Origin of the sequence: Amycolatopsis sp. MtRt-6 (assembly GCF_017308975.1) — a bacterium.
In the GTDB taxonomy this organism is placed as follows: domain Bacteria; phylum Actinomycetota; class Actinomycetes; order Mycobacteriales; family Pseudonocardiaceae; genus Amycolatopsis.
Genome location: NZ_JADWPD010000024.1, coordinates 134,838 through 156,690, shown reverse-complemented (window position 1 = coordinate 156,690; position 21,853 = coordinate 134,838). Strand labels below are relative to the sequence as shown.

Below are 21,853 nucleotides of genomic sequence, written 5' to 3'. Positions count from 1 at the left end.
CACGCCGGCGGCGGGGAAGGGGGGTGCGGGGGCTCGGATTCCGGGCGGTCAGCCCGGGTTTCCGGCGGAGCGGGCGATCGTCTGCCGCCCGCTCCCGGAGGTTTTCCGGGACGACGGCGGGGCGGTCGAGGCGCGGACGACGAGTTCGAGCGGCGGTTCTTCGGGAGCGAGGCCGGCGGCCTGCGGCTGTTCGATGGCGTGCACGAGCAGGCGCAGGCCCGCGGTCGCCATCGGATCGAACGGCTGCCGCACGGTGGTCAGCGGCGGCGTGACGTACGCGGAGATGGGCGTGTCGTCGAAGCCGACGACGCTCACGTCCTCGGGGACCCGTCTGCCCGCTTCGAGCAGCGCGCGGATCAGCCCGATGGCCATGTCGTCGTTGGCCGCGAACACGGCGGTGACGTCGTCGGCGGCCAGCACCCGCCCGGCGGCGTACCCGGACCAGGCCGACCAGTCCCCGTCGACGACCGGGGGCTCGACCGCACCGCGCTCGCGCAGGGCCCGGCGCCAGCCCTCGGCCCGGTCACGGGCCGCGTACCACCGCCGCGGGCCCGCGATGTGGTGGACGGTCTCGTGCCCGAGGTCGAGCAGGTGCTCCGTCGCGATCCGGGCGAGGTCCTCGGAGATCACGCCCGCGGTGATCAGCCGGGGCGCGGTGAACGACGGCGGGGCGCCGAAGACCAGGACCGGGACGTCCACCTGCAGGGCCAGCGGGCCCTCGTCGATCGGTTCGGAGATGACGATGCCGTCGACGCCCTGCTCGAGCAGCGACTCGACGGCGCCGGCGACACCGGAGGGGTCGCCTTCCAGGGTGCTGACCACGCGCAGCGCGTAGCCGGCGTTCTGCACGGCCCGTTCGATGCCGACGAGCAGGGACGCGGGCCCGTAGAGCCCGGTGCCCAGCGTGACGACCCCGATCGAGCGAGTGCGGCCGGACGCGAGCGCCCGGGCGGCGTTGTTGGGCCGGTAGCCGATCTCTTCGGCGGCGGCCAGCACCCGGCGCCGGACGTCGGCGGAGACGTACTGCTCGTTGTTGAAGACCCGGGAGACGGTTTTCTGCGAGACGCCGGCGGCCAGCGCCACGTCCTTGCTGCTGGGTGCGGACGAATTTCCACCCCGGCCCGATCGCGTCATTGCTTCTCCCGGTCTTCGCCCACCGGAGCGTCGTGACTGGTGAGCCGTGTGACTGCGCTGACATGTCTACGCAGTCATACCGGTTGTCGTCAAGCGTCGGAGGGCTCGGCCGGATAACGAAACGGCTCGTTCGACGGATTCGACGGCCGGTGCGCCCGCCGGAATTCCCCCGGCGTACTGCCGGTCCGGCGGGTGAAGAACTTGCCGAAGTTGGTCGGCTCGCTGAACCCGAGCCGGCGCGCGACGGCCGCGACCGGCTCTTCGGTGTGGGCCAGCAGGCGCTGCGCCTCCAGGACCACGCGGCCGTCGATCACGTGCTTGACCGGCTGCCCGGTGGCCGCCGCGCAGGCGCGGGTCAGCGTCTTCACCGAGTAGCCGAGGCGGTCGGCGTAGTCCTCCGCGCGACGCACCGTCGCGTACGACTGTTCGAGCTCGGCGCGGAAGCGGGCGTAGACGTCGCCGCCCGCGCGGGGCTCGTCGTGGGGCAGCCGGTCGACGTGCAGCAGCAGCGCGGCGAGCTGCAGCTTGAGGATTTCCGCCGAGACCGTCCCCGGCGGGCGGGCGGCCTCCGCGCGCAGCCGGCTCAGCAGCGTCGCGAGCACGGCGTAGTCCGGGCTCGTCCCCAGCTGGTGGCAGACCGGGCCGTACCACGCGCTGACCAGGCGCTCGGCACCGCTGAACGACGGCGGGAAGGCCGGGGTGAACATCAGGTGCACGCCGTCGGCCGTGCCCAGGTCGCCGAAGCGCTGGACCTGGCCGGGGCGGACCCACAGCAGCGTGCCCGGGCGGCAGGGGTGGGTCACGAAGTCGACCGTGCGCGTGCCGGTGCCGGCGGTGACCAGCGTGAGGGCGTGGAAGCCGGCGCGGTGGAGGCCGGCCGGGCGCCGCATCCGGCCGTGCAGCGTGGCCAGGCCGACGATCTCGAAGCCGGGGACGCCCGCGTCCGCCGGGTGGAAGCCGAGGTTCCGGATCGGCTCGGGTGACATCACAGCTCCGTGTCCGTTTTTGACCATGGGGAGTCTCCACGGTATCTCGCCGGCCTGGGGGTCCGGGACGAAAGTGGTGACCACGACGGCGGCAGGTCGCCGTCCGACCAGGAGGAACGATCATGAACGGCACGGTCACCGTCATCGGCAAGGGCGCGGTGCGCCTGCACAGCTACATGGCACCGGACGACAGCGTCAACGTCACCACCCAGCTGATCGAGACGCCGTCGCGGGTCGTCGTCGTCGACGCGCAGTTCGTCCGCGGCTACGCCGACGAGGTCGCGGCCTACGCCCGCGGCCTGGGCAAGCCCCTCGACCGGGTGATCATCACGCACGCGCACCCCGACCACTTCGGCGGCGCCGCCCGCTTCGGCGCCCCGGTGCACGCGCTCGCGGTGGTCCGCGACCAGATCGCCGGCCTCGAGGACGGCCAGGACCCGACCGGCGCCCCGATCCTGACGGCCGAAGTCACCCCGGCGGTGGTCATCGAGCCGGGCACCGAGGTGATCGACGGAGTCCCGTTCGTGTTCGAGGCCTACACCGGCGGCGAGGCGGCCGACGAGCTGGTGATCAAGCTGCCCGAGCAGGGCGTGCTCGTCGCCCAGGACCTGGTGTACCACGACATCCACCTGTTCCTGGGCAACAACGACATCGCGGGCTGGCGCAAGGCGGTCGAGCGCCTGGCGGGCGAAGCGGGGTACGACACGGTCCTCGTCGGCCACGGCACACCGGCCGGGCCGGAGGTGTTCGGCGAGGTGGGCCAGTACCTGGCCGACGCGGAGGAGCTGCTCGGGGATGACGGCGAGGCGTACAAGAAGGCGATCGTGGACCGGTACCCGGGGTATGGGGGCCGGTTCTTGATCGACATCGCCAACCGGTACCTGTTCGGGGCCGGCCACGCCTGAGTGGCGGTTGGGGTCGGGATCCGGTACGGGGTGCCCGAGTTCGAGCCCGTCGTGGGGTGCCGCCGGCGCCGGCCGCCTGAGCACTGTCCCCAGTGGACACCGGATCCGCGGTCCGGCGGGCGCCGGATCAGGACCGGGTGCCACGGATCACTGTTCGGCGCACCGGTCCGGGGGTAAACCCGGGACGTGAACGAGAACCCCACCCCCACCGGCGTCGCCAACCCGAAGCGCATCCGGATCCGGACCGAGGCCGACCTCCGGCGCGGTGCGCGGCCCGCGAACCCCGACGCCGGGCCCGCGCCGCAAGAACGCTGAGCGACCGGGCCGATCCGGGTCACCAGGGTGGCGGGCCGGTGCTGCCCCGCACGACGAGCGTCACCGGCACGCTCCCGGGCGCCGCGGCCCGGATGCCCGACCGGATCTCCCCGAGCAGCGTCCGCACCACCCGGCGGCCCAGCTCCGGGAACGACTGCCGGATCGTCGTCAGCGGTGGCCAGAAGCTCGCCGCCTCCGGCATGTCGTCGAAGCCCACGACACTGACCTCGCCCGGCACCGATCGGCCGGCCTCGTGCAGTGCCCGCAGCAGACCCAGCGCCATCTGGTCGTTCGCCGCGAACACCGCCGTCACCGCCGGGTCGTGCGCCAGGACCCGGCCCAGCGTGTGCCCCGACTCGGCCGTCCAGTCCCCCACCACCGGCAACGGCACCCGGCGGTCGAACCGCGTCAGCGTCCGCCGCCAGGCCCGCTCCCGGCGCTCGGCCGCGCGCGAATCCGACGGGCCCGCGACGTGCCACACCGTTTCGTGCCCCAGCTTGAGCAGGTGCTCGGTCGCCAGCACCGCACCCTGCTCCTGATCGGTGTCCACCGCCGGATAGCCGGTGCCGGAGCTGGAATCGACGACCACCACCGGCATGTCCCTGGGGACCACGATCCCGTCCCAGGGGTACTCCCCGACCAGCACGACCAGGCCGTCGACGCCGTGCTCGCCCAGGTCCCGGCCCGCCTCCGGCACCGCGCCGGGGGCCGGCTTGCCCAGCGGGATCAGCTTGACCGTGTACCCCTCGGCCGCGGCCGCCTGAGCGACGGCGTCGAACGTCCGGCCGGCCCCCAGCGTCGCCAGCGTCGTGGCCAGCACGCCGATCGACCGCCCCGGCTCCGGCAGCACCACCGCCGCGCCACCGGCCTGCCCCCTCGGCAGCACCGGCTCAGCGCCCGGCCGCGGTCGGCGGCAGGATCGGCCGGACGTCCGGCAGCGCGATCGCTCCGGCGGGCCGGCCGAAGGAAGCCAGGAACACCACGACGGCGCCGAAGGCGACCAGGCGGCAGCGCCGCCGGACCCGCGCCGCGTGGAGGCGGTGCGGCCCGCCGTCCGCCGCGGCCCGGCGCACCCGTTCCTCGGCCTGCACCCGGCGCACCAGCTCGTCGACCGACACCCGTTCCCGCCGCACCCGCGTCACGTACGCCACGCGGCCACCTCCCGAACCCCCACGCGAAGAATGCGCGCATCCCGATCCCGCGTGGAGACTAGGGCGCACGCGGCCGATTTGTAAATCTCATGATCGCCACGCGGTCGTGACCTTTTCGAAACAACCGGATCGGCCGATCGACCGTAGCGCACACGACGTCGAATTCGTCGAAGTCCGCAACCGCTTGACCAGGCGCGTCACGCCTACTAACGTCAGGATCCGCATTTCATGTTACCGGTCACATGGACCACCGGAGAACGAGCCGGACAATGGGTTGAGCGAAAAGGCGTCGACGATGAACAATTCCTCCGCCGAAGTGCCGGTGACCGGTCACATGGAACAGCGCAAGGTGAGCATCCGCGACGTCGCCCGGGTGGCGGGTGTCTCGCACCAGACCGTGTCGCGGGTGATCAACGGCAACCCCCGGGTCACCGGCGACACCCGGGAGCGGGTGAACCGCGCCATCGCGGAACTCGGGTTCCGCCCGAGCCGCGTCGCCACCGCCCTGGCCAGCGGGCAGGTCAAGGCGGTCACCGTGCTGGTCTCCGACACCTCGCTCTACGGCTACGGCGCGGCCCTGCAGGGCATCGAGGCGGCCGCGCGGGAGGCCGGGTACTCCGTGGGCGTCTGCGCGCTGGCGTCGGTGGCACCGGAAATGCTGGCGGCGACCGTCGCCCGGGCGGGTGATCCTTCCGCCGGAGCGCTCCTCGTCATCGCCTGGGACCAGGTCGGCATCCAGGCACTGCACGCGGTTCCGCCCGGGGGCGCGGTGGTGGCGCTCGCGGAGGCCTCCGCCGCCCCGCTCGACCCGCGTTGCCCGATGATCCGGCTGGACGACGGCGCGGCGGCGGCCCACGCCACGCGATACCTGCTGGAGCTGGGCCACCGGACCGTGCACCACGTGGCGATCCCGTCGTCCAGCGGGCGCGGCGACCGGATCCACGGCTGGCGGCAGGCGCTGGCCGACGCCGGCGTGGCGGCGCCCGAGCCCGTCCAGGCCGCGTGGACACCGCGGTCGGGGTACGAAGCCGGCCGGGCGCTCGCGGCCGACACCGACGTGACGGCGGTCCTGTGCGGCAACGACGACCTCGCCCTCGGCGTCATGCGGGCGCTGCACGAAGCCGGGCGGCGGGTGCCGGGCGACGTGAGCGTGGTCGGCTTCGACGACGTCCCGCAGGCGGCCTACTACACGCCGGCCCTGACGACCGTGCACCAGGACTTCGCCGGCCTCGGCCGAGACGGCTTCGCCCTGCTCCACGGCGTACTGGTCCCGGCCGCCCCGCGGCGGCCGCTGACCGCGCGGAAGCCCGAACTGATCGTCCGGGAAAGCAGCGGGCCGCCGAAGCGGCCGTGACACGGGGAGGCACGCATGAACACGTTGTCCTGGACCGCGGGCGGCATCGCCGTGCACCTGGTGACCGATCCGGCGGGCCCGGTGCGGGTGCTCGGGATGGTGCCCGGGGCCGGCCCGCCACCGGCCGGGCCGGGCGTCGCGCTGGTCGAGCTCGACAGCCCGGGCGCGGGCCGGCTGGGCAACAGCACGTCGGCCCAGCACCGGCCGTACGCCGTGACGGCCGGCCTGCGCTACACCGGCCACACCGAGGAGTCCACTTCGGACGGTACGACGCTGTGGGTGGAGCAGGGCGACGACGCACGGGGACTCCGCGTGCGCACCGCGCTGGAGCACCTGGCCGGGACCGAGGTGATCCGCGTCCGCTCCGAAGCCACCAACGCCGGCCGGGCGCCGCTGACGCTGACGTACGTTTCCTCGCTGGCCGTCACCGGTTTCGGCCCGATGGAAAAGCTTCGCCTCCACGAGGCACGCAACGCCTGGACCGCGGAACTGCGCTGGCAGCAGCTCACCGCCGAGCAGGCCGGTCTGGTCGACATCCGGCCCTTCGACGACGGGCAGGGCACCGCCAAGGGCCGCCACGCGGTCACCGCGGCCGGCAGCTGGTCCAGCGGGGACTTCCTGCCGGTGGGCGCCGTCGAAGACCTCGAACGCGACCTCGTCTGGGTGTGGCAGGTCGAGCACTGCGGCGCCTGGCACTGGGAGCTGGGCGACCACCACGGCTCGCTGTACGTGCAGGCCGCCGGCCCCACCGGCCGCGAACACCACTGGCGCGCCACCCTCGCGCCGGGCGAATCGTTCGCCACCGTGCCGGTCGCCATCGCCGCCACCACCGGCGGCCTGGCCGGCGGGTTCCGCGCCCTGACGCGGTACCGGCGCGCGATCCGCCGTCCGGCACCCGACCTCGAACGGCTGCCCGTCATCTTCAACGACTACATGAACTGCCTCGACGGCGACGCGACCGAAGCCGACCTCGGCCCGTTGATCGACGCGGCCGCCGCAGCCGGCGCGGAGTACTTCGTGCTCGACGCCGGCTGGTACGCCGACGAGGGCACCTGGTGGGACACCGTCGGCGAGTGGGAACCGTCCACCGTCCGCTTCCCGCACGGCATCGAGGCGACGCTGCGCCGCATCACCGACGCCGGCATGACACCCGGCCTGTGGCTGGAACCGGAGGTCGTCGGCGTCCGCAGTCCCGTGGTGGACCAGCTGCCCGCGGACGCGTTCTTCACCGACAGCGGCGTCCGGGTGCGGGAGAACGGCCGGTTCCACCTGGACTACCGCTGCGCCGCCGTGCGCGAGCGGATGGACCGGGTGGTCGACCGGCTCGTCGGCGAGCTCGGCGCCGGCTACCTCAAGCTGGACTACAACATCAGCACGGCGGGCACGGACGCCGGCGGCGAGAGCACCGGCGCCGGGCTGCTCGGGCACAACCGCGCGTTCCTCGCGTGGCTCGACGGCGTGCTCGCCCGGCATCCCGCGCTGGTGCTGGAAAACTGCGCGTCCGGGGGGATGCGGATGGACTACGCGCTGCTCTCCCGCACCGCCCTGCAGTCGACCAGCGACCAGAAGGACCACCGCCGCTACGCGCCGATCGCGGCGGCCGCGCCGTCCGCCGTGGCCCCGGAGCAAAGCGCCGTCTGGGCGTACCCGCAGCCGGGGCACGGGCCCGAAGAGGCGTCGTTCTGCCTGGTCAACGCCATGCTGGGGCGCGTGCACCTGAGCGGGCGGATCGACCGCATGAACGCCGGCGAGGCCGAGCGGGTCCGCACCGCGATCGAGGTCTACAAGCACCACCGGAGCCTGCTCGCGCGCGGGCAACCCCACTGGCCGCTGGGGCTGCCCGGCCGGGACGACCCGTGGCTCGCGCTGGCGGTCCACGACGACCACGACTGCGTGCTGGCCGTGTGGCACCGGGGCACCACGGCGGGCACCGTGACCCTGCCGCTGCCGTGGCCCGGCGGCGACCCGGCGCTGGTCCGGGTGCTCTTCCCCGCCGACCTGCCCACCGGCATCGACGTCGCCGGGGCCCAGGGCGCCCTGCGGATCTCCCTCCCGGCCGGGCCGTCGGCCCGGCTCATCCGGCTGCAACGACGCACCCGAGGAGAAACACCATGAACCCTTCGATCGATCGCCGCCGTTTCCTCCGGCTGTCCGCGGCCGGGCTGGCCGGCGCGGCCGCCGTGCCCGCCCTCGCCGCCTGCGGCTCCGACAGCGGCGACGGCACCGAACTGGTGCTGTCCACCTGGAACATCCCCGAGGACATCAAGACCTACACGAAGTTCGCCCAGGACTACGCCGCCGCCCACCCGGGCGTGAAGATCACCGTGAACGTGACGCCCTCGGGCGACTTCGGCCAGTGGTTCTCCACGCAGCTCGCCGCGGGCACCGCGCCGGACATCATCCGGATGACCTACCAGGCCTACGGCCGCTACGCGAGCAACGGCGGCCTGGTCAAACTCGACGACCACCTCCCCGCCGGCTACGGCGACGACTTCGCGCCGTCGTTCTGGCAGGCCGTGCGCACCGACAAGGGCGTCTTCGCCGTGCCGCAGCACACCGACACCTTCGCCCTCTACTACCACAAGGACATCCTCGAAAAGGCGGGCGTGACGCCACCCACGGAACTGGCGAAAGCGTGGACGTGGGACGAATTCCGCGACGCGGCCCGGAAAGTGAAGGGCGTGACCGGCAAGTACGCCTTCGCCTACGGGTTCCAGGGCGTCAACACCGCGTACCGGTGGCTGCCGATCCTCTACATGCACGGCGGGAAGCTCCTCGAGGACGACCTCAAGACCCCCGCGATCGACGCCGACAAGGGCATCGAGGCCATCGAGTTCAGCCGCAGCTGGTACGCCGACGGCCTGGTCCCCGCCGGCGACACGATCAAGGCCACCCAGGACGGCACGGCCGACCAGCTGTTCACCTCGCGCACCGTCGGCATGCTCATCCACGGCGACTGGATCATGCAGCAGTTCGGGTCGCTGCCCGCCGGGTCCTGGGACGCCACCTACATGATCCGCAGCACGTCGGCGGCGTCGGACCTGGGCGGCAACGTCCTCGGCGTCACCCGCAGCGCGAAGAACCAGAAGCTGGCCGCCGACTTCGTCGCGTTCGTCTGCAACCAGGAGAACATGAGGTCCTTCTGCGAACGCGACCTGTTCCTGCCCGTCCGCAAGTCGCTGCTGACGCAGCCGCTGCGGTTCGCGTCGAACGCGCCGGTGATGCAGAAGTTCGTCCAGCAGGCGGCGACCGTGCCCGAAGCGATGGTCCGGGTGGAGACGAGCCCGAAGTTCGACCCGGTCAACCAGGCCCTCGGCGACGAGCTCGACCTGTGCTTCACCGGCCAGCAGGACGCCAAGACCACCGCCCGCAACATCTCCGACAAGGTCGGCCGTGCGCTCGCCTGACCGGACGGCCCTCGCGCCGTACCTGTTCATCTCCCCGGCGCTGGCGCTGTTCACCGTGTTCGCGTTCGTCCCGCTGGGGTACGCGGTGGTGCTCAGCTTCCAGGACGTCCCCGTGTTCGGCGACGGCGAATGGACCGGCGCGGCCAACTACACCCGGCTGGCCGCCGACCCGCTGTTCTGGCAGAGCCTGCGCACCACGCTCGTGTTCACCGTCGGGACGGTGCCGACCAGCATGGCGCTCGGCCTGCTGCTGGCGATGCTGCTCAACCGGCCCTTGCCCGCGCGGGCGTTGCTGCGCAGCCTGTACTTCCTGCCGATGGTGGTCTCGGGCGTCGTCGTCGCGCTGGTCATGGACTGGATCTTCAACGGCGACGCCGGCGTGCTGAACAACCTCCTGCAGGCACTGGGGCTGGCCCGCGTGCCGTGGCTGACGTCGCCGTCCTGGGCCATGGTGACCCTCAGCGCGGCGATCGTCTGGGGCCGCATCGGGTTCTGCATGGTGATCTACCTGGCGGCGCTGCAGGCGGTGCCGCCCAGCCTGCTCGAAGCGTCCACCTTGGACGGGGCGAACCGCTGGCAGCAGTTCCGGTTCGTGACGTTCCCCCAGCTGCGGCCGACGACGTTCATGCTCCTGGTGGTCAACGTGATCTTCTCGCTGCAGGTGTTCGACGTGATCTACGTGCTGACCGGCGGCGGGCCCGGGTTCGCCACGACGGTGCTCCTGCAGGCGATCTTCCGGGCGGCGTTCACCCAGGGCGAGATGGGCTACGCGAGCGCCATCGGCGTGGTGCTGACGGTGCTGCTGCTGGTGTTCACGCTGCTGCAGTGGCTGGCCTCCCGGCGGCGCGAGGAGACACTGTGACGAGCGCGCGGATGACACCGGGCCGCTGGGTGATCTGGGCCCTGCTGCTGGCCGGCGGCCTGGTGATGATCTTCCCGGTGTACTGGATGTTCGCCACGGCGTTCTCGCCCCGCGGCTCCCTGCTCGACGGCACCCTGCGGCTGTGGCCGCCGAGCTTGACGCTGGACAACCTGCGCGAGGCGTGGGAGAGCCAGCCGGTCGGCCGCTGGGCCGTGAACTCGGTGCTCACGACGGTGGCCGGGGTCGCGATCACGGTGCTGGTCAGCCTGCTGGCGGGGTACGCGTTCGCGAAGTACCGCTTCCGTGGCCGGAACGTGGTGTTCCTGGCCATCCTGCTGACGATCATGGTGCCCATCCAGGTGATCATGGTGCCGGAGTTCCTGGTGGTCGCCAAGCTCGACCTGGTCGGCACCCTCTGGGCGGTGATCCTGCCGCGCGCGGCCGAGGGGATCGCGGTGTTCATCGCGCGTCAGTTCATGCTGGGCATCCCGGACGAGCTGCTGGAAGCGGCCCGGCTGGACGGCGCGGGCGAGCTGACGGTGTTCCGCCGGGTCGTGCTCCCGCTGTGCGGGCCGCTGGTCGGGGTGCTGGTGATCCTGGCGTTCGTGTGGCGCTGGAACGATCTCATCTGGCCGCTGGTGGCGTTGAAGCCGGACACCAACTACACGTTGCCACTGGGGTTGCAGTCGATGCACGGCACGTTCAACTCGCCGATCGAAGCGGTGATGGCGGTGAGCGTGCTGGCGATGGTGCCGGTCATCGCGGTGTTCCTGGTGTTCCAGCGGCGGTTCGTGCAGGGCATCACGAGCACCGGCCTCCGCTGAGCGGCCGCCCCCGGGTCGTGAGTGGTAATTCGGGTTGGAACCCGAATTACCACTCACGAGGGCCCGGATCGCGTCACGCTTCGCGGGCCGGGTCGGCGAGGTCGAGCACCCAGGCACTCCACCCCGTACCGGCGCGCCGGTCGGGCAGCTCCAGTGCCGTGGACACCGTCTGGACCAGCCCCGTCGCGAAGAACGTGAGCACCCGCAACGCGTCCGCGCCCGTCAGGCGGGCGATCGACGCCATCAGGTCCAGGTGCCGCCGGCGCACCGCCTCCCGGACCGGCTCGTCCGCCGCCGCCGCGTACCCCTGCAGCACCACCAGGCCCACCGTCGGATCGCTCTGCAGCAGCCGTACGTAGGCGACGCCCAGTGCGGCCAGCGTCGGCTCGGCCGCGGCGAACGCCGCCTCGATGCGGTCGTACGCGGCGTGCACGACCTCCAGGAACAGCTTCTGCTTGGACCCGAACATCTGCACGATCCGCGGGTGCGAGATCCCCGCGCGGCCGGCGATGGCCTCCAGCCGCGTTCCCGCCAGCCCGGTCGCGGCGAACTCGACGCCGGCCGCTTCGATGATCCCCGCCCGGCGTGCCGCGGCGGGCAGGCGGGCCGGGCCCGCGTCGCTCACCGCTCCCCGAGCTGGCTCAGCACGAACTTGTTGTCGTACAGGCAGCGGTACGCCTGGATCAGCCCGTCCGCACCCAGCTCCAGCCGGTCGTCGCCGTGGAACTCGACGACCTTGCCGGTCTTGGCGAACGTGCCGGTGAAGCGCCACGCCACGAGCACGGCACGGCGGCTCACCTCAGTGTACAACCCCATTCGCGTGAACGAGTAGTCCGGGTACGCGCGCGCCATGCGGGTCACGAACCCGCGGATGGAATCCGGCCCGTGCTCGGTCTCCCCCAGCGCGGGTTCGTCGTAGACCAGGTCGGCCGCGCACATCGCGGCGACCGCGTCGGCGTCGTGGCCGTTCCACGCCTTTTCCCACTGGGCGCTGAACGCCTCGGCCTCGTCGATGGTGAAGGTCGTCATGCCTTCTAACTTACAAGTTAGTAAGTTAGAATCACAAGACATCACATGTCTCGCGGTCGAAACTGGCGAATCCACCCACCATTGGCGGGCCTTGTCCGCACATACATCATACGAATGATAGACTCGACGGGAGTGCACTAGGAGGACCATGGCGAGATCGTTGACCGACGAAGCGATCGACCGGATCCGGGAGTTCGTCTCCTCCGGCCGGTTCCCGGCGGGCTCCAAGCTGCCGCCGGAGCACGAACTCGCCACCGAGCTGGGGATCTCCCGCAGCCCCACGCGGGAAGCCGTGAAGGCGCTCGCGCTGGCCAGGGTTCTGGAAGTCCGCCGCGGCGACGGCACGTACGTCACCAGCCTCGCCCCGAGCCTGCTGCTGGAAGGCCTCGGCAGCGCGGTCGCGCTCATGCAGGGCGGCAGCGTCCTCGAGCTGACCGAGGTGCGCCGGCTCCTGGAGCCCGCGGCGACCGGCCTGGCCGCCACCCGGATCACCGACGCGCAGCTGCGCACCGTGGGCGAGCTGCTCGACGCGATGCACGAGGCGATCGAGGACGTCGAACGCCTCACCGTGCTCGACGCCGCCTTCCACCGGGCGGTCGTCAGCGCGGCGGGCAACGAGACCCTCACCGCGCTGCTGGACGGCATCTCCTCGCGGACCCTGCGCGCGCGGGTCTGGCGCGGCACGGTCGAGCGGGGCGCGACGCACGTGACCCTGTCCCAGCACAAGGCGATCTACGACGCCCTGGCCGACCGCGACCCCGCGGTCGCCACCGCCGCCGCGCTGCTGCACGTCGACACCTCCGAACGCTGGTTGCGCGCCCACCTCGACGACCTCCGCGGACTCGACGGCGGGCTCGGCTGAGGCGGTGGGGGCCGCCGGGCGCGGCCCCCACCGGTTGTCAGACGACCGAGAACACCCAGCGCAGGTTGGCACTGCCGTCGTCGGCCCACACCTTGAGCGGCGAACCCGAAGCGACGTTCCCGCCGCCGTCGAGAACCAGCCCGGTGGCCCGGTTGGCGATCATGCAGACACCGCCGCCGGTGTCGGTGACCGTCCACTGCTGGCTCGCCGCGCCGGTGTAGGCCGACTGCACCGGGTTGCCGCCCGACGCCGCGCCGGCCCCGTCGATCACCAGGCCGTTGGTGCGGTTGGTCAGCTTGACGAACCCGTCACCGATGTCCTCGATGCCGAACTGCAGGTTCGTGCTGTCGTCCGGGGTCCAGATCTTCAGCTTGCTGCCCGCCGCGACCGCGCCACCGCCGTCGACGGCCAGGCCGTTGGTGACGTTGACGATGCGGAACCACCGGGCGGGGTCGAACGCCACGCGCATCGACACGATGGCATTGTCCCAACCGGACGGACGCAGGTCCGGTGTCGCCGCGGTGAACTTGCCCGGGGTGCCGGTGAGGTTGTCGCCCGGATAGCCGTAAGCCTGGTAACCGTCGCCCGGCCAGATCGCGGAAACGCTCTTCGCCGCCACGTTCTTCGCCTGCAGCTGCGCCGCGGTGTAGCTGCCGACCCCCAGGAGCGCGCTCGCGCCGCGGTAGCCGCGGTCGGCGTAGACCGCCACGCCGGACGCGGGGGCCGGCGTCGGGATCCTGCCCGCGAACGTCAGCTTGAGCACGTAGGCGGGCGAGTCGTACGGCTTCGCCGCCGGCAGGGTGACGTGCAGGGCGCCGGCGTCCTGGGTGTACTTCAGCGCACCGCGGGTGCCGAGCAGTTCGACGCGGCGCAGGCTGCTCAGGTCGATCCGCTTGCCGGACAGCGTGGTGATGTCGGCGGTGGCCCCGGGCCAGCCCAGCACGGTCGCGTAGAGCACGCGGCTCGCCTTGTCGCGGGTGAACCGGAAGTCCTTGGGCGTGCCCACCTTCGGCGAGACGAACGAGCCGCCGCCCATCTTGGTCGGGCCCTCGCCGTAGACGTCCCAGACGCGCGTCGCGTAGATCGACTCGCCGACGCGGCCGAGGTAGGTGCCGAAGTCGGCGAGGACCGCGCGCTGCTCGGCCGGGATGGTGCCTTCGAGCGTCGGGGAGATGTTGAGCAGCATGTTGCCGCCCTTGCTGACCCGGTCGATCAGCGCGTGGATCATCTGCGTGCTCGAGTAGTAGCCGATGCCCTGGGTGTAGCTCCAGCTGCTGCTGCTGATCGCGTCGTCGGTGAGCCAGTACGGCGTGACGATGTCGGCCGGGCCGCCGCGCTCGTAGTCGGCGACCTCGCCGTTGGTGTTGAACCCGTGGTCGAAGTGCTTGTAGGTGGCGACGACGTCCTTGCCCCACCGTTCGGCCTGGTTGTAGTAGTAAGCCAGGAACTCGAGGCGCTGCTGCTCCCCCACCGCGCACGGGCCGCTGTTGATGCAGTAGCCGGGCGAGTTCAGGGAGAAGTCCTGCCAGAGGATGTCGGGCTTCGCGCGGTCGATGACTTCCTTCAGCTTGGCCAGCCACAGCTGGTCCTGCTCGGCGCGGGGCAGCTGGCCGTACAGCTTGCGCAGGCTCGGGTCGGTCTGCGGCGGGGCGAAGTCGTAGAAGCCGTTGTAGTTGAACGCGTGGTGCATCGCGACGAGCAGCTTGAGGCCCTGGCCGCGGATGGCCTTGCCGAACAGGTCGAGCAGGTTCAGCCGCGGCCCGCGCGCCACCGAGTTCCACTCGTTGACCTCGCTGTCCCACATCGAGAACCCGTCGTGGTGCTCGGCGACCGGGCCGGCGAACTTCGCCCCGGACGCCTTGACGATCCTGGCCCATTCCTCGGGGTCGAACTGCCCGCCCCGGGAGACCAGCTTCGGCGCGAACTGCACGGGATTCCCGGCGGTGTCGGTACCGCCGTTGATGAACCGGTCGTAGCCCCACACCTTCGGGTCGCCGTAGGTCGCCTTGTGGTGCTTGTTCTCGCTGCTGTCGGGGATGTACATGTTCCGGCCGTACCACTCGCTGCCGAACTCCGGGGTGGTGAAGGCGCCCCAGTGCCAGTAGATGCCGAACTTGGCGTCCTGGAACCACTCCGGCGCGGGCGGGTGCCGGTCGACCGACGGCCAGGTGGGCTGGTACGGCTCGCCGGCCGTGGCGGCCGCTGCCGGGCCGGCCAGCGCGGGCGGCACGGCCGTCGCGGCGAGCCCGGCGGCCGCGAGGGCACCGAACTGCCGGCGGGAGAACGGGTTCTGGGCAGGGGGCATCGTTGCACTCTCCTGGGTGAGGGGACTTAGCAGGAAACCAATCGGTGCAGCAGGTCCGGCGGTACCTCGCGGCGGAAGGCACCGGCGTTGGCCTGCACCTGGGCGGCGCTCGTGGCGCCGACCAGGACGGAGGTGACGGCCGGATGGGCGGCCGCGAACGCCAGCGCGCACGCGGCCAGGTCGTAGCCCGCCGAAGCGGCGACGTCCCGCATGCGGCAAGCGCGGGCCACCAGCTCCGCCGGCGCCGGGGCGTAGTCGAACCAGGCGCCCGGCCGGGGGTCGATGAGCAGGCCGGAGTTGAACACCCCGCCGAGCACGACGTCGACCCCGCGCTCGCCGCAGAGGTCGAGCAGGCGCGAGCCACTGCGGTCGAGCAGCGTGTAGCGACCGGCGAGCAGGACGACGTCGACGTCGAGCCGTTCGACGAACCGGGCGGGCATCTCCCACTGGTTCATCCCGACGCCGATCGCGGAGACCACGCCCTCGTCGCGCAGCCGGCACAGCTCCGGCCACGCCTCGGCGGCGGCTTGCGCTTCGTGGTCGTCGGGGTCGTGCAGGTACGCGATGTCGACGCGGTCGAGGCCGAGGCGCTCCAGGCTGCCCTCGATCCCCCGCCGGACGGCGTCCGCGGAGAAATCGAAGTGGCAGCCGCCGTCGGTGAGCGTCCGGCCCACCTTCGTCGACACCGTGCACGAGCCCGCGGGAAGCGCCCGGCCGAGCCGGCGCTCGGCCAGCCCGAAGCCGTAGTAGGGCGCGGTGTCGAAGTACCGCACCCCGGCGCCGGCCGCCGCGGCGACGACCGCCGCGGCGGCCTCGTCGTCGATCTCGCCGAAGACGTCGCCCAGGCCCGCGGTGCCCAGGCCGAGCTCCGCCATCAGGTCTGCCGCTTGCCGCTGGTGATGCGGGACATCACCAGCGCGATGAGGATGATCGCGCCGTTGAGCGCGCCGATCCACTGGGCGGGCACGCCGGCCAGGGTCAGCACGTTCTGGATCATGTACAGCAGCAGGATGCCGGTGAAGGCGCCGAAGAGCGTGCCGCGGCCGCCGTTCAGGCTCACCCCGCCGATCACGGCGGCGGCGAACACCGTGAAGATGTAGCCGTTGCCCTGCGCCGCGGCCACCGACGCAAGCCGGCCCGAGAGCAGCAGGCCGCCGAGCGCGGCCAGGACACTGGCCCCGATCAGCACGAGCCACACGATCCGGTCGGTCCGGATGCCGGCGGCCTTCGCCGCGTCCTCGTTGCCGCCGATCGCGTAGAGACTCCGGCCGAACCGGGTGTAGCCGAGCAGGACGATCCCGCCGGCGAACAGCAGCACGCAGATCCAGATCGACGCCGGGATCCCGGCCCACAGCGTGGTGCCGAGGTAGAGCATCGAATCGGGCAGGCCGAAGAACGTCTGGCCGCCGGAGATCCCGGTGAGCAGGCCGCGCAGCACGATCAGCATGCCGAGGGTGACGACGAACCCGCTCAGCCCGAACCGGACGATCAGCAGGGCGTTGAGCGCACCCACCACCACGCCGACCAGCAGGACCACCGGCACGGCGGTCCACGACGGCAGCAGCCCGAGCGAATGGCCGCCGCCGATCGTCAGCCAGGCCGCCACGCCGGGCGCCAGGCCGAACGTCGACTCCAGCGAGAGGTCCATCTTGCCGACGACAAGGACCATCGTCTGGGCGAGCACCAGGAGCGCGATCTCGGACATCGTCTGCAGGATGTTGATGACGTTGTCGTACTGGAGGAACACCGGGTTCACCAGCTGGCCGACGACGGCGATCGCGATGATCCCGGGCACCAGCGCGAAGTCGCGCAGGCGGGCCAGCGCGATCCGCCGGGGCGCGGCGGGAGATCCGGTCCGCGGCGGGGCGCCCACCGCGGTGGGGCTTTCAGGCATCGAGGTCGACTCCTTCCATGGCGGCCACGACCTCGCGGTCCTGCCAGCCTGCGGGCATTTCGGTGGTGAGCCTGCCGTGCACGACGACGAGCAGCCGGTCGCACAGGCGCAGGTCGTCGAGTTCGTCCGAGGCGATCAGCACCGCGGTGCCCGCCGCGGCGGCCTCCGCGACCTTGCCCAGGAGGAACTCCTTCGACCGCACGTCGACCCCGGCGGTGGGGGTGATCAGCACGAGCAGGCGCGGGTCGCCGGCCAGCGCGCGGGCCATGACGACCTTCTGCTGGTTGCCGCCGGACAGCGCCGACACCGGCAGTTCCGGGCCGGGTGTCTTCACCGCCAGCCGCGTGATCAGCGTCCCGGCCAGCTTGTCGCGCAGGCCCGACCGGACGAAGATGCCGGGCCCGAGCCGGTCCATGACGCTCATCGTGGAGTTGTCCGCAATGGACATCTCCGGCACGAAACCCTGGTGGTGGCGATCTTCCGGGACGAACCCGACACCGGCGGCCAGCGCCGACGGGACGTCACCCGGCCGAGGTCGCCGGTCCCCGACGAACACTGTGCCCGACGTCGGCTTGCGCAACCCGGCCAGTGCCTCGGCGAGCTCGGTCTTGCCGCTGCTGCCGGATCCGGCCAGCCCGACGATCTCCCCGGGCGCGACGTCGAACGACACGTCCTCGAAGTACGGCGCGAGGCTGAGGTCGTCCACGCGGAGCACGGGTTCGCCGCCGTACCGGGCCGTCGACGTCCGTTCCTCCACCGTGACGGCGTTTTCGCCGGTCATCGCCGCGACCAGGTCGGCCTTCGGCAGCTCGGCGACCGGCGCGGTGAGGACGTGCCGGGCGTCCCGGTACACCGTCACCGCGTCGCAGATTTCGTAGACCTCCTGCAGGTGGTGGCTGATGAACAGGAACGTGACACCCTGGCGCTGCAGTTCGGCGATGTGCCCGAACAGCCGGGTGATGGCGGCCCCGTCGAGCTGCGCGGTCGGCTCGTCGAGGATGACGAACCGGGCGCCGAACGACAGGGCCCGCGCGATCTCCACGAACTGCCGCTGCTCCACGCTCAGCTCCCGGGCCGGCCGGTGCACGTCGACGGCCACCGACCAGCGTTCGAGCAGCTCGGTGGCCGAACGGCGCAGCGCCGCCCAGCGGACGAACCCGCCGCGGGTCTCCTGCCGGTTGAGGAACAGGTTCTCCGCCACCGACAGCTCGGGGATGATCGTCGACCGCTGGTACACGCACGCCACCCGGGACCGCCAGGCGTCCCGGTCGGCCAGGGCCGGGGCCGGTTCCCCGTTGAGCCGCACGGTTCCGGCGTCCTGTTCGGTCAGTCCGGTGAGGACGGACACCAGTGTCGACTTGCCGGCCCCGTTGCGGCCGACCAGTGCGTGCGTCTGTCCGGGGAGGACGGTCAGGTCGGCGTGGTCGAGCGCGACCGTGGCGCCGTACCGCTTGACCACCCCGCGCGCCTCGACGACCGGCACGGTGCTCATGTTCGCTTCCTCTCCGAAGCGGTGGTGCTTCAGCTCTTGCTGTTGCCCCACAGGGACTGGTCGTCGACCTTGACGCTGCTGATCGGCCCGAACGTGGCGCCGTCCGCGGTGACCAGCGGCGCGGCCAGCTGGTCCTCCATCAGGCCGTCGCGGACCTGGATGATGGTGCTGTCGTGGTCGGTCTTGCCCGGCGTCGGCGTCTTGCCGGCGATGGCGTCCTTGACGTACTGCAGGGCGTACTTGGCGAACAGATCCGCGGGCTGGGACACGGTCGCGTCCATCTCGCCCGCCCGGATCTTGGCGAGTTCCTCCGGGATGCCGTCGTTGGACACGATGAACACGTGCTTCGGGTCGCTCGCCGGGACAGCCAGGCCGCGCTGCTTCAGCAGCTGCAGCGTGCCGGACAGCGCGAAGCTGGACTGCATGTAGACGCCCTTGATGTCCGGGTTCGCCGTCAGCCGGGTCTGGAGCTTCTGGGCGGCGGTGTTGGCGTCCCAGTTGGTGGCCTCGCCGAACACCGTGATGCCCGGGAAGTCCTTCTTCATGCAGTCGTTGAAGGCTTCGGTGCGGTCGCGGCCGTTGATCGAGGCGAGGTCGCCCTGCAGCATGACGACCTTGCCCTTGCCGCCGAGCTTGGCGCCGAGGAACTGGCAGGCCTTCTCGCCGTAGGCGCGGTTGTCGGCCCGCACGACCATGTAGACGTTGCCCTGGTCGGGCCGGGTGTCGACGGAGACGACCGGGATCTTCTTGCTCGCCAGCTGCTGCAGGGTCGGGATGATCGCCGCGGTGTCCTGCGGCGCCATCACCACGCCCTTGACGCCCTGGCTGATCATCGTCTGCACGTTGGCCGTCAGGTTGGCGACGTCGTTCTGCGAGTTCGTGGTCTTGAGGTCGAGCCCGAGCTGGCCGGCGAACTGGGGGACGTACTTGATGTAGGCGTTCCAGAAGTCGGTGTCCGAGCGCGGGTAGTCGACCCCGACGACGGTTCCCCCCGAGGCGGTGGTCGAGCCGCCGCCACTGCAGCCGGCCAGTGCGGCCGCGGACAGGACGCCGGCTGCGACGACAGCGGCGGCACGCAGGTGCTGGAACTTCATGACCTCTCCTCGTTGACAGGTTTCGGGCGGAGCCGCAGGCCGGACATGCCGCCGTCCACGGCGAGATCGGTGCCGGTGGTGGCGCCGGAGTCCGGGCCGGCCAGGTAGCAGATCGCCGCGGCGACCTCGTCGGCGGTGACGAGCCGTCCGGTGGGCTGGCGCGCGGCGAGCGCGGCCAGCTCGGCTTCGGGGTCGTCGGCTTTCGACAGCAGCCGGTCGATCCACGGGGTGTGCGCGGTGCCGGGGTTCACGCAGCACACACGGATCCCGTCGGCCAGGTGGTCGGCGGCCATCGCGCGGGTGAGCGCGAGGACCGCGCCTTTCGTGGCGCTGTAGAGCGCGCGCTGCGGCAGCCCGGCGGTGGCCGCGATCGAGCAGGTGTTCACGATCGCCGCCGCGGGTGACTCCCGCAGGTGCGGCAGGGCCGCGCGGGTCACCCGCACCATGCCCACGACGTTGACGTCGAACACGCGGTGCCACTCGGCGTCGTCGTTGTCCTCGACCGTGCCCTGCGCGCCGATCCCGGCGTTGTTCACCAGGACGTCCAGCCCGCCGAGGTGCTCGACCGCGGCGGCGACCGCGGCCCGCACCGAGCCGTCGTCCGAGACGTCGGCCCGGATGCCGGTCAGCGGCTCTTCGACCTTGTCGTTCAGGTCGAGGCAGACGACCTGCGCGCCGCGCGCGGACAACCTCAGCGCCGTGGCGAGCCCGATCCCGGACGCCCCACCCGTCACGACGGCCCGGACGCCGTCGAACTCCCCGCTCACGCGACCACCACCGTGTCCCGCTGCCAGACCGGGCCGTCCGGGAACCGGTACCGCGCCACGGATTCCGCGTGCAGCCGCGCCCCGAGGCCCGGCTCGAGCGGGGCCAGGTAGCGGCCGCGCTCGATGCGGACCGGGTCGACGAAGTGCTCGTGCAGGTGGTCGACGTACTCGATGACGCGGTCGGTCTGGGTGCCGCTCACCGCGACGAAGTCGAACATCGACAGGTGCTGCACCATCTCGCACAGGCCGACCCCGCCGGCGTGCGGGCAGACCGGGACGCCGAACTTCGCGGCCAGCAACAGGATCGCGATGTTCTCGGTGACCCCGGCGACCCGGCTGGCGTCGAGCTGGAGGACGTCGATCGCCTCCGCCTGCAGCAACTGCTTGAACATCACCGCGTTGTGCGTGTGCTCGCCGGTGGCCACCTTGATCGGCGCGACCGCCCGGCGGATCGCCGCGTGGCCGAGCACGTCGTCGGGCGAGGTCGGCTCCTCGATCCAGTACGGGTCGAACTCGGAGAGGGGGCGCAGCCATTCGATGGCCTGCCCGACACCCCAGGCCTGGTTGGCGTCGATGGCGATCCGGATGTCCGGCCCGACGACGTCCCGCGCGAGTCTCATCCGGCGGATGTCTTCGGCGAGGTCGGCGCCGACCTTGAGCTTGATCTGGGTGAAGCCGTCCTCGACCGCCTCCTTGGAAAGGGCAGCCAGCTTCTCCGGCGAATACCCGAGCCAGCCGGGAGTCGTGGTGTAGGCGGGAAAACCGGATTCCAGGAGCTCGGCCTGGCGAGCCGCGCGGCCCGGTTCGGCGCGGCGGAGGATGTCCAGTGCTTCGTCGCGGGTCAGGGCGTCCTGCAGGTACCGGAAGTCGACCAGGTCGACCAGCTCCTCCGGCGGCATCTCGGCGAGCAGCCGCCAGACCGGCTTGCCTTCGCGGCGGGCCCGCAGGTCCCACGCCGCGTTGACGATCGCGGCCGCGGCCATGTGGATCGCGCCCTTGTCCGGGCCCAGCCACCGCAGCTGGCTGTCCCCGGTCAGCCGGCGGGAAAACGCGCCGAGGTCGGCGAGCGCGTCGGCGACCGGCATCCCGACCACCAGGGGCACGAGCGCCCGGACCGCGGCCACCTCGACGTCGTTGCCGCGGCCGACGGTGAAGGCGAGCCCGTAGCCCTCGTCGCCGGCACTCGTGCGAATGGTGACGTACGCCGCCGAGTAGTCGGGTTCCGGGTTCATCGCGTCCGACCCGTCCAGGCTCAGCGAAGTCGGGAAGCGGACGTCCACGGCGTCGATGGCGCTGATCACTTCGGCCAACGTGGCCACCTCTCACTCGGGGCAGACAACATATGTATGGCTACGCGCTGGCGCGCACGTTGTCCAGAGTCGATCCGTAACACGGCAATAACTTGGACGTATAGTCATCGACAACTACTGTGCGCAGTTTTACGTATGATGACTGGTCAGACCTTTGAAGAA

General features: G+C 71.7%; 21 protein-coding genes. 8 read left to right on the top strand and 13 right to left on the bottom strand.

Features of this window, described 5'->3' with window-relative positions; genetic code table 11:
* Positions 1-48 precede the first annotated feature (48 nt).
* Together I4Q55_RS33820 and I4Q55_RS33815 are read right to left on the bottom strand one after the other, a co-directional pair.
* Entirely contained in the window at positions 49-1,134 is a 1,086-nt protein-coding gene (locus I4Q55_RS33820; protein WP_206793791.1) for a LacI family DNA-binding transcriptional regulator, read from the bottom strand.
* Between the two features lie 89 nt (positions 1,135-1,223).
* Positions 1,224-2,120: an AraC family transcriptional regulator gene (locus tag I4Q55_RS33815; protein WP_206793789.1), complete on the bottom strand. Its 897-nt coding sequence runs from the start codon at positions 2,118-2,120 to the stop codon at positions 1,224-1,226.
* 122 nt (positions 2,121-2,242) lie between these two features.
* On the opposite strand from I4Q55_RS33815, the gene I4Q55_RS33810 reads away from it, so the two are divergent.
* Complete coding sequence (locus I4Q55_RS33810) at positions 2,243-3,025, top strand: MBL fold metallo-hydrolase (RefSeq protein ID WP_206793787.1); 783 nt, start codon at positions 2,243-2,245, stop codon at positions 3,023-3,025.
* Positions 3,026-3,211: 186 nt separating this feature from the next.
* Positions 3,212-3,340, top strand: a complete 129-nt coding sequence (locus tag I4Q55_RS50305; protein WP_277992011.1) for a hypothetical protein — start codon at positions 3,212-3,214, stop codon at positions 3,338-3,340.
* A gap of 19 nt (positions 3,341-3,359) precedes the next feature.
* Here I4Q55_RS50305 and I4Q55_RS33805 read toward each other — a convergent pair whose 3' ends face one another.
* Both I4Q55_RS33805 and I4Q55_RS33800 read right to left on the bottom strand, forming a co-directional pair.
* Entirely contained in the window at positions 3,360-4,226 is an 867-nt protein-coding gene (locus tag I4Q55_RS33805) for a substrate-binding domain-containing protein (protein WP_307793379.1), read from the bottom strand.
* Positions 4,227-4,230: 4 nt separating this feature from the next.
* On the bottom strand, positions 4,231-4,491 hold the full coding sequence (locus I4Q55_RS33800) for a hypothetical protein (RefSeq protein ID WP_206793785.1): 261 nt from the start codon (positions 4,489-4,491) through the stop codon (positions 4,231-4,233).
* Between the two features lie 295 nt (positions 4,492-4,786).
* On the opposite strand from I4Q55_RS33800, the gene I4Q55_RS33795 reads away from it, so the two are divergent.
* From I4Q55_RS33795 to I4Q55_RS33775, 5 genes are read left to right on the top strand one after another with little or no spacing between them, the layout of a single operon-like run.
* Entirely contained in the window at positions 4,787-5,845 is a 1,059-nt protein-coding gene (locus tag I4Q55_RS33795) for a LacI family DNA-binding transcriptional regulator (RefSeq protein ID WP_206793783.1), read from the top strand.
* 15 nt (positions 5,846-5,860) lie between these two features.
* Complete coding sequence (locus I4Q55_RS33790) at positions 5,861-7,960, top strand: glycoside hydrolase family 36 protein (protein ID WP_206793781.1); 2,100 nt, start codon at positions 5,861-5,863, stop codon at positions 7,958-7,960.
* A complete protein-coding gene (locus I4Q55_RS33785; RefSeq protein ID WP_206793779.1) occupies positions 7,957-9,252 on the top strand; it encodes a sugar ABC transporter substrate-binding protein in 1,296 nt (431 codons plus the stop codon). Before I4Q55_RS33790 ends, I4Q55_RS33785 begins: the two co-directional genes overlap by 4 nt.
* Positions 9,239-10,114, top strand: coding sequence for a carbohydrate ABC transporter permease (locus I4Q55_RS33780; protein WP_206793777.1), 876 nt, complete (start codon positions 9,239-9,241; stop codon positions 10,112-10,114). Before I4Q55_RS33785 ends, I4Q55_RS33780 begins: the two co-directional genes overlap by 14 nt.
* Positions 10,111-10,938 (top strand): carbohydrate ABC transporter permease, encoded by an 828-nt coding sequence (locus I4Q55_RS33775; RefSeq protein ID WP_206793775.1) that lies wholly within the window; start codon positions 10,111-10,113, stop codon positions 10,936-10,938. The genes I4Q55_RS33780 and I4Q55_RS33775 overlap by 4 nt, the downstream gene beginning before the upstream one ends.
* A 73-nt stretch (positions 10,939-11,011) precedes the next feature.
* Here the strand turns inward: I4Q55_RS33775 and I4Q55_RS33770 are convergent, their stop codons facing one another.
* Both I4Q55_RS33770 and I4Q55_RS33765 read right to left on the bottom strand, forming a co-directional pair.
* Positions 11,012-11,563 (bottom strand): TetR/AcrR family transcriptional regulator, encoded by a 552-nt coding sequence (locus tag I4Q55_RS33770; protein WP_206793773.1) that lies wholly within the window; start codon positions 11,561-11,563, stop codon positions 11,012-11,014.
* The gene (locus I4Q55_RS33765) at positions 11,560-11,967 is read right to left on the bottom strand and encodes a nuclear transport factor 2 family protein (protein WP_206793771.1); all 408 of its coding nucleotides are present in this window, start codon (positions 11,965-11,967) and stop codon (positions 11,560-11,562) included. The genes I4Q55_RS33770 and I4Q55_RS33765 overlap by 4 nt, the downstream gene beginning before the upstream one ends.
* 148 nt (positions 11,968-12,115) lie before the next feature.
* On the opposite strand from I4Q55_RS33765, the gene I4Q55_RS33760 reads away from it, so the two are divergent.
* Entirely contained in the window at positions 12,116-12,829 is a 714-nt protein-coding gene (locus I4Q55_RS33760; RefSeq protein WP_206793769.1) for a FadR/GntR family transcriptional regulator, read from the top strand.
* 37 nt (positions 12,830-12,866) lie between these two features.
* On the opposite strand, the gene I4Q55_RS33755 is transcribed toward I4Q55_RS33760, so the two are convergent.
* Genes I4Q55_RS33755 through I4Q55_RS33725 form a run of 7 tightly spaced genes read right to left on the bottom strand, consistent with a single transcriptional unit; the run spans position 12,867 to position 21,700 of the window.
* On the bottom strand, positions 12,867-15,134 hold the full coding sequence (locus I4Q55_RS33755) for an alpha-L-fucosidase (RefSeq protein ID WP_206793767.1): 2,268 nt from the start codon (positions 15,132-15,134) through the stop codon (positions 12,867-12,869).
* Between the two features lie 26 nt (positions 15,135-15,160).
* Positions 15,161-16,009: an aldo/keto reductase gene (locus I4Q55_RS33750; RefSeq protein WP_206793765.1), complete on the bottom strand. Its 849-nt coding sequence runs from the start codon at positions 16,007-16,009 to the stop codon at positions 15,161-15,163.
* Positions 16,009-17,028 (bottom strand): ABC transporter permease, encoded by a 1,020-nt coding sequence (locus I4Q55_RS33745; RefSeq protein ID WP_206793763.1) that lies wholly within the window; start codon positions 17,026-17,028, stop codon positions 16,009-16,011. The genes I4Q55_RS33750 and I4Q55_RS33745 overlap by 1 nt, the downstream gene beginning before the upstream one ends.
* Complete coding sequence (locus I4Q55_RS33740; RefSeq protein ID WP_206793761.1) at positions 17,021-18,520, bottom strand: sugar ABC transporter ATP-binding protein; 1,500 nt, start codon at positions 18,518-18,520, stop codon at positions 17,021-17,023. Before I4Q55_RS33740 ends, I4Q55_RS33745 begins: the two co-directional genes overlap by 8 nt.
* A 29-nt stretch (positions 18,521-18,549) precedes the next feature.
* Positions 18,550-19,614 (bottom strand): sugar ABC transporter substrate-binding protein, encoded by a 1,065-nt coding sequence (locus I4Q55_RS33735; protein WP_206793758.1) that lies wholly within the window; start codon positions 19,612-19,614, stop codon positions 18,550-18,552.
* On the bottom strand, positions 19,611-20,381 hold the full coding sequence (locus I4Q55_RS33730) for an SDR family NAD(P)-dependent oxidoreductase (protein ID WP_206793755.1): 771 nt from the start codon (positions 20,379-20,381) through the stop codon (positions 19,611-19,613). The genes I4Q55_RS33735 and I4Q55_RS33730 overlap by 4 nt, the downstream gene beginning before the upstream one ends.
* Positions 20,378-21,700, bottom strand: a complete 1,323-nt coding sequence (locus I4Q55_RS33725; RefSeq protein ID WP_374194510.1) for an enolase C-terminal domain-like protein — start codon at positions 21,698-21,700, stop codon at positions 20,378-20,380. Before I4Q55_RS33725 ends, I4Q55_RS33730 begins: the two co-directional genes overlap by 4 nt.
* Positions 21,701-21,853: the final 153 nt, after the last annotated feature.

Coding starts and splice junctions, on each gene's coding strand:
- I4Q55_RS33820 (WP_206793791.1), bottom strand. CDS start 1,134: ATGACGCGATCGGGCCGGGGTGGAAATTCGTCCGCACCCAGCAGCAAG.
- I4Q55_RS33815 (WP_206793789.1), bottom strand. CDS start 2,120: ATGTCACCCGAGCCGATCCGGAACCTCGGCTTCCACCCGGCGGACGCG.
- I4Q55_RS33810 (WP_206793787.1), top strand. CDS start 2,243: ATGAACGGCACGGTCACCGTCATCGGCAAGGGCGCGGTGCGCCTGCAC.
- I4Q55_RS33795 (WP_206793783.1), top strand. CDS start 4,787: ATGAACAATTCCTCCGCCGAAGTGCCGGTGACCGGTCACATGGAACAG.
- I4Q55_RS33790 (WP_206793781.1), top strand. CDS start 5,861: ATGAACACGTTGTCCTGGACCGCGGGCGGCATCGCCGTGCACCTGGTG.
- I4Q55_RS33785 (WP_206793779.1), top strand. CDS start 7,957: ATGAACCCTTCGATCGATCGCCGCCGTTTCCTCCGGCTGTCCGCGGCC.
- I4Q55_RS33765 (WP_206793771.1), bottom strand. CDS start 11,967: ATGACGACCTTCACCATCGACGAGGCCGAGGCGTTCAGCGCCCAGTGG.
- I4Q55_RS33760 (WP_206793769.1), top strand. CDS start 12,116: ATGGCGAGATCGTTGACCGACGAAGCGATCGACCGGATCCGGGAGTTC.
- I4Q55_RS33755 (WP_206793767.1), bottom strand. CDS start 15,134: ATGCCCCCTGCCCAGAACCCGTTCTCCCGCCGGCAGTTCGGTGCCCTC.
- I4Q55_RS33750 (WP_206793765.1), bottom strand. CDS start 16,009: ATGGCGGAGCTCGGCCTGGGCACCGCGGGCCTGGGCGACGTCTTCGGC.
- I4Q55_RS33745 (WP_206793763.1), bottom strand. CDS start 17,028: ATGCCTGAAAGCCCCACCGCGGTGGGCGCCCCGCCGCGGACCGGATCT.
- I4Q55_RS33740 (WP_206793761.1), bottom strand. CDS start 18,520: ATGAGCACCGTGCCGGTCGTCGAGGCGCGCGGGGTGGTCAAGCGGTAC.
- I4Q55_RS33735 (WP_206793758.1), bottom strand. CDS start 19,614: ATGAAGTTCCAGCACCTGCGTGCCGCCGCTGTCGTCGCAGCCGGCGTC.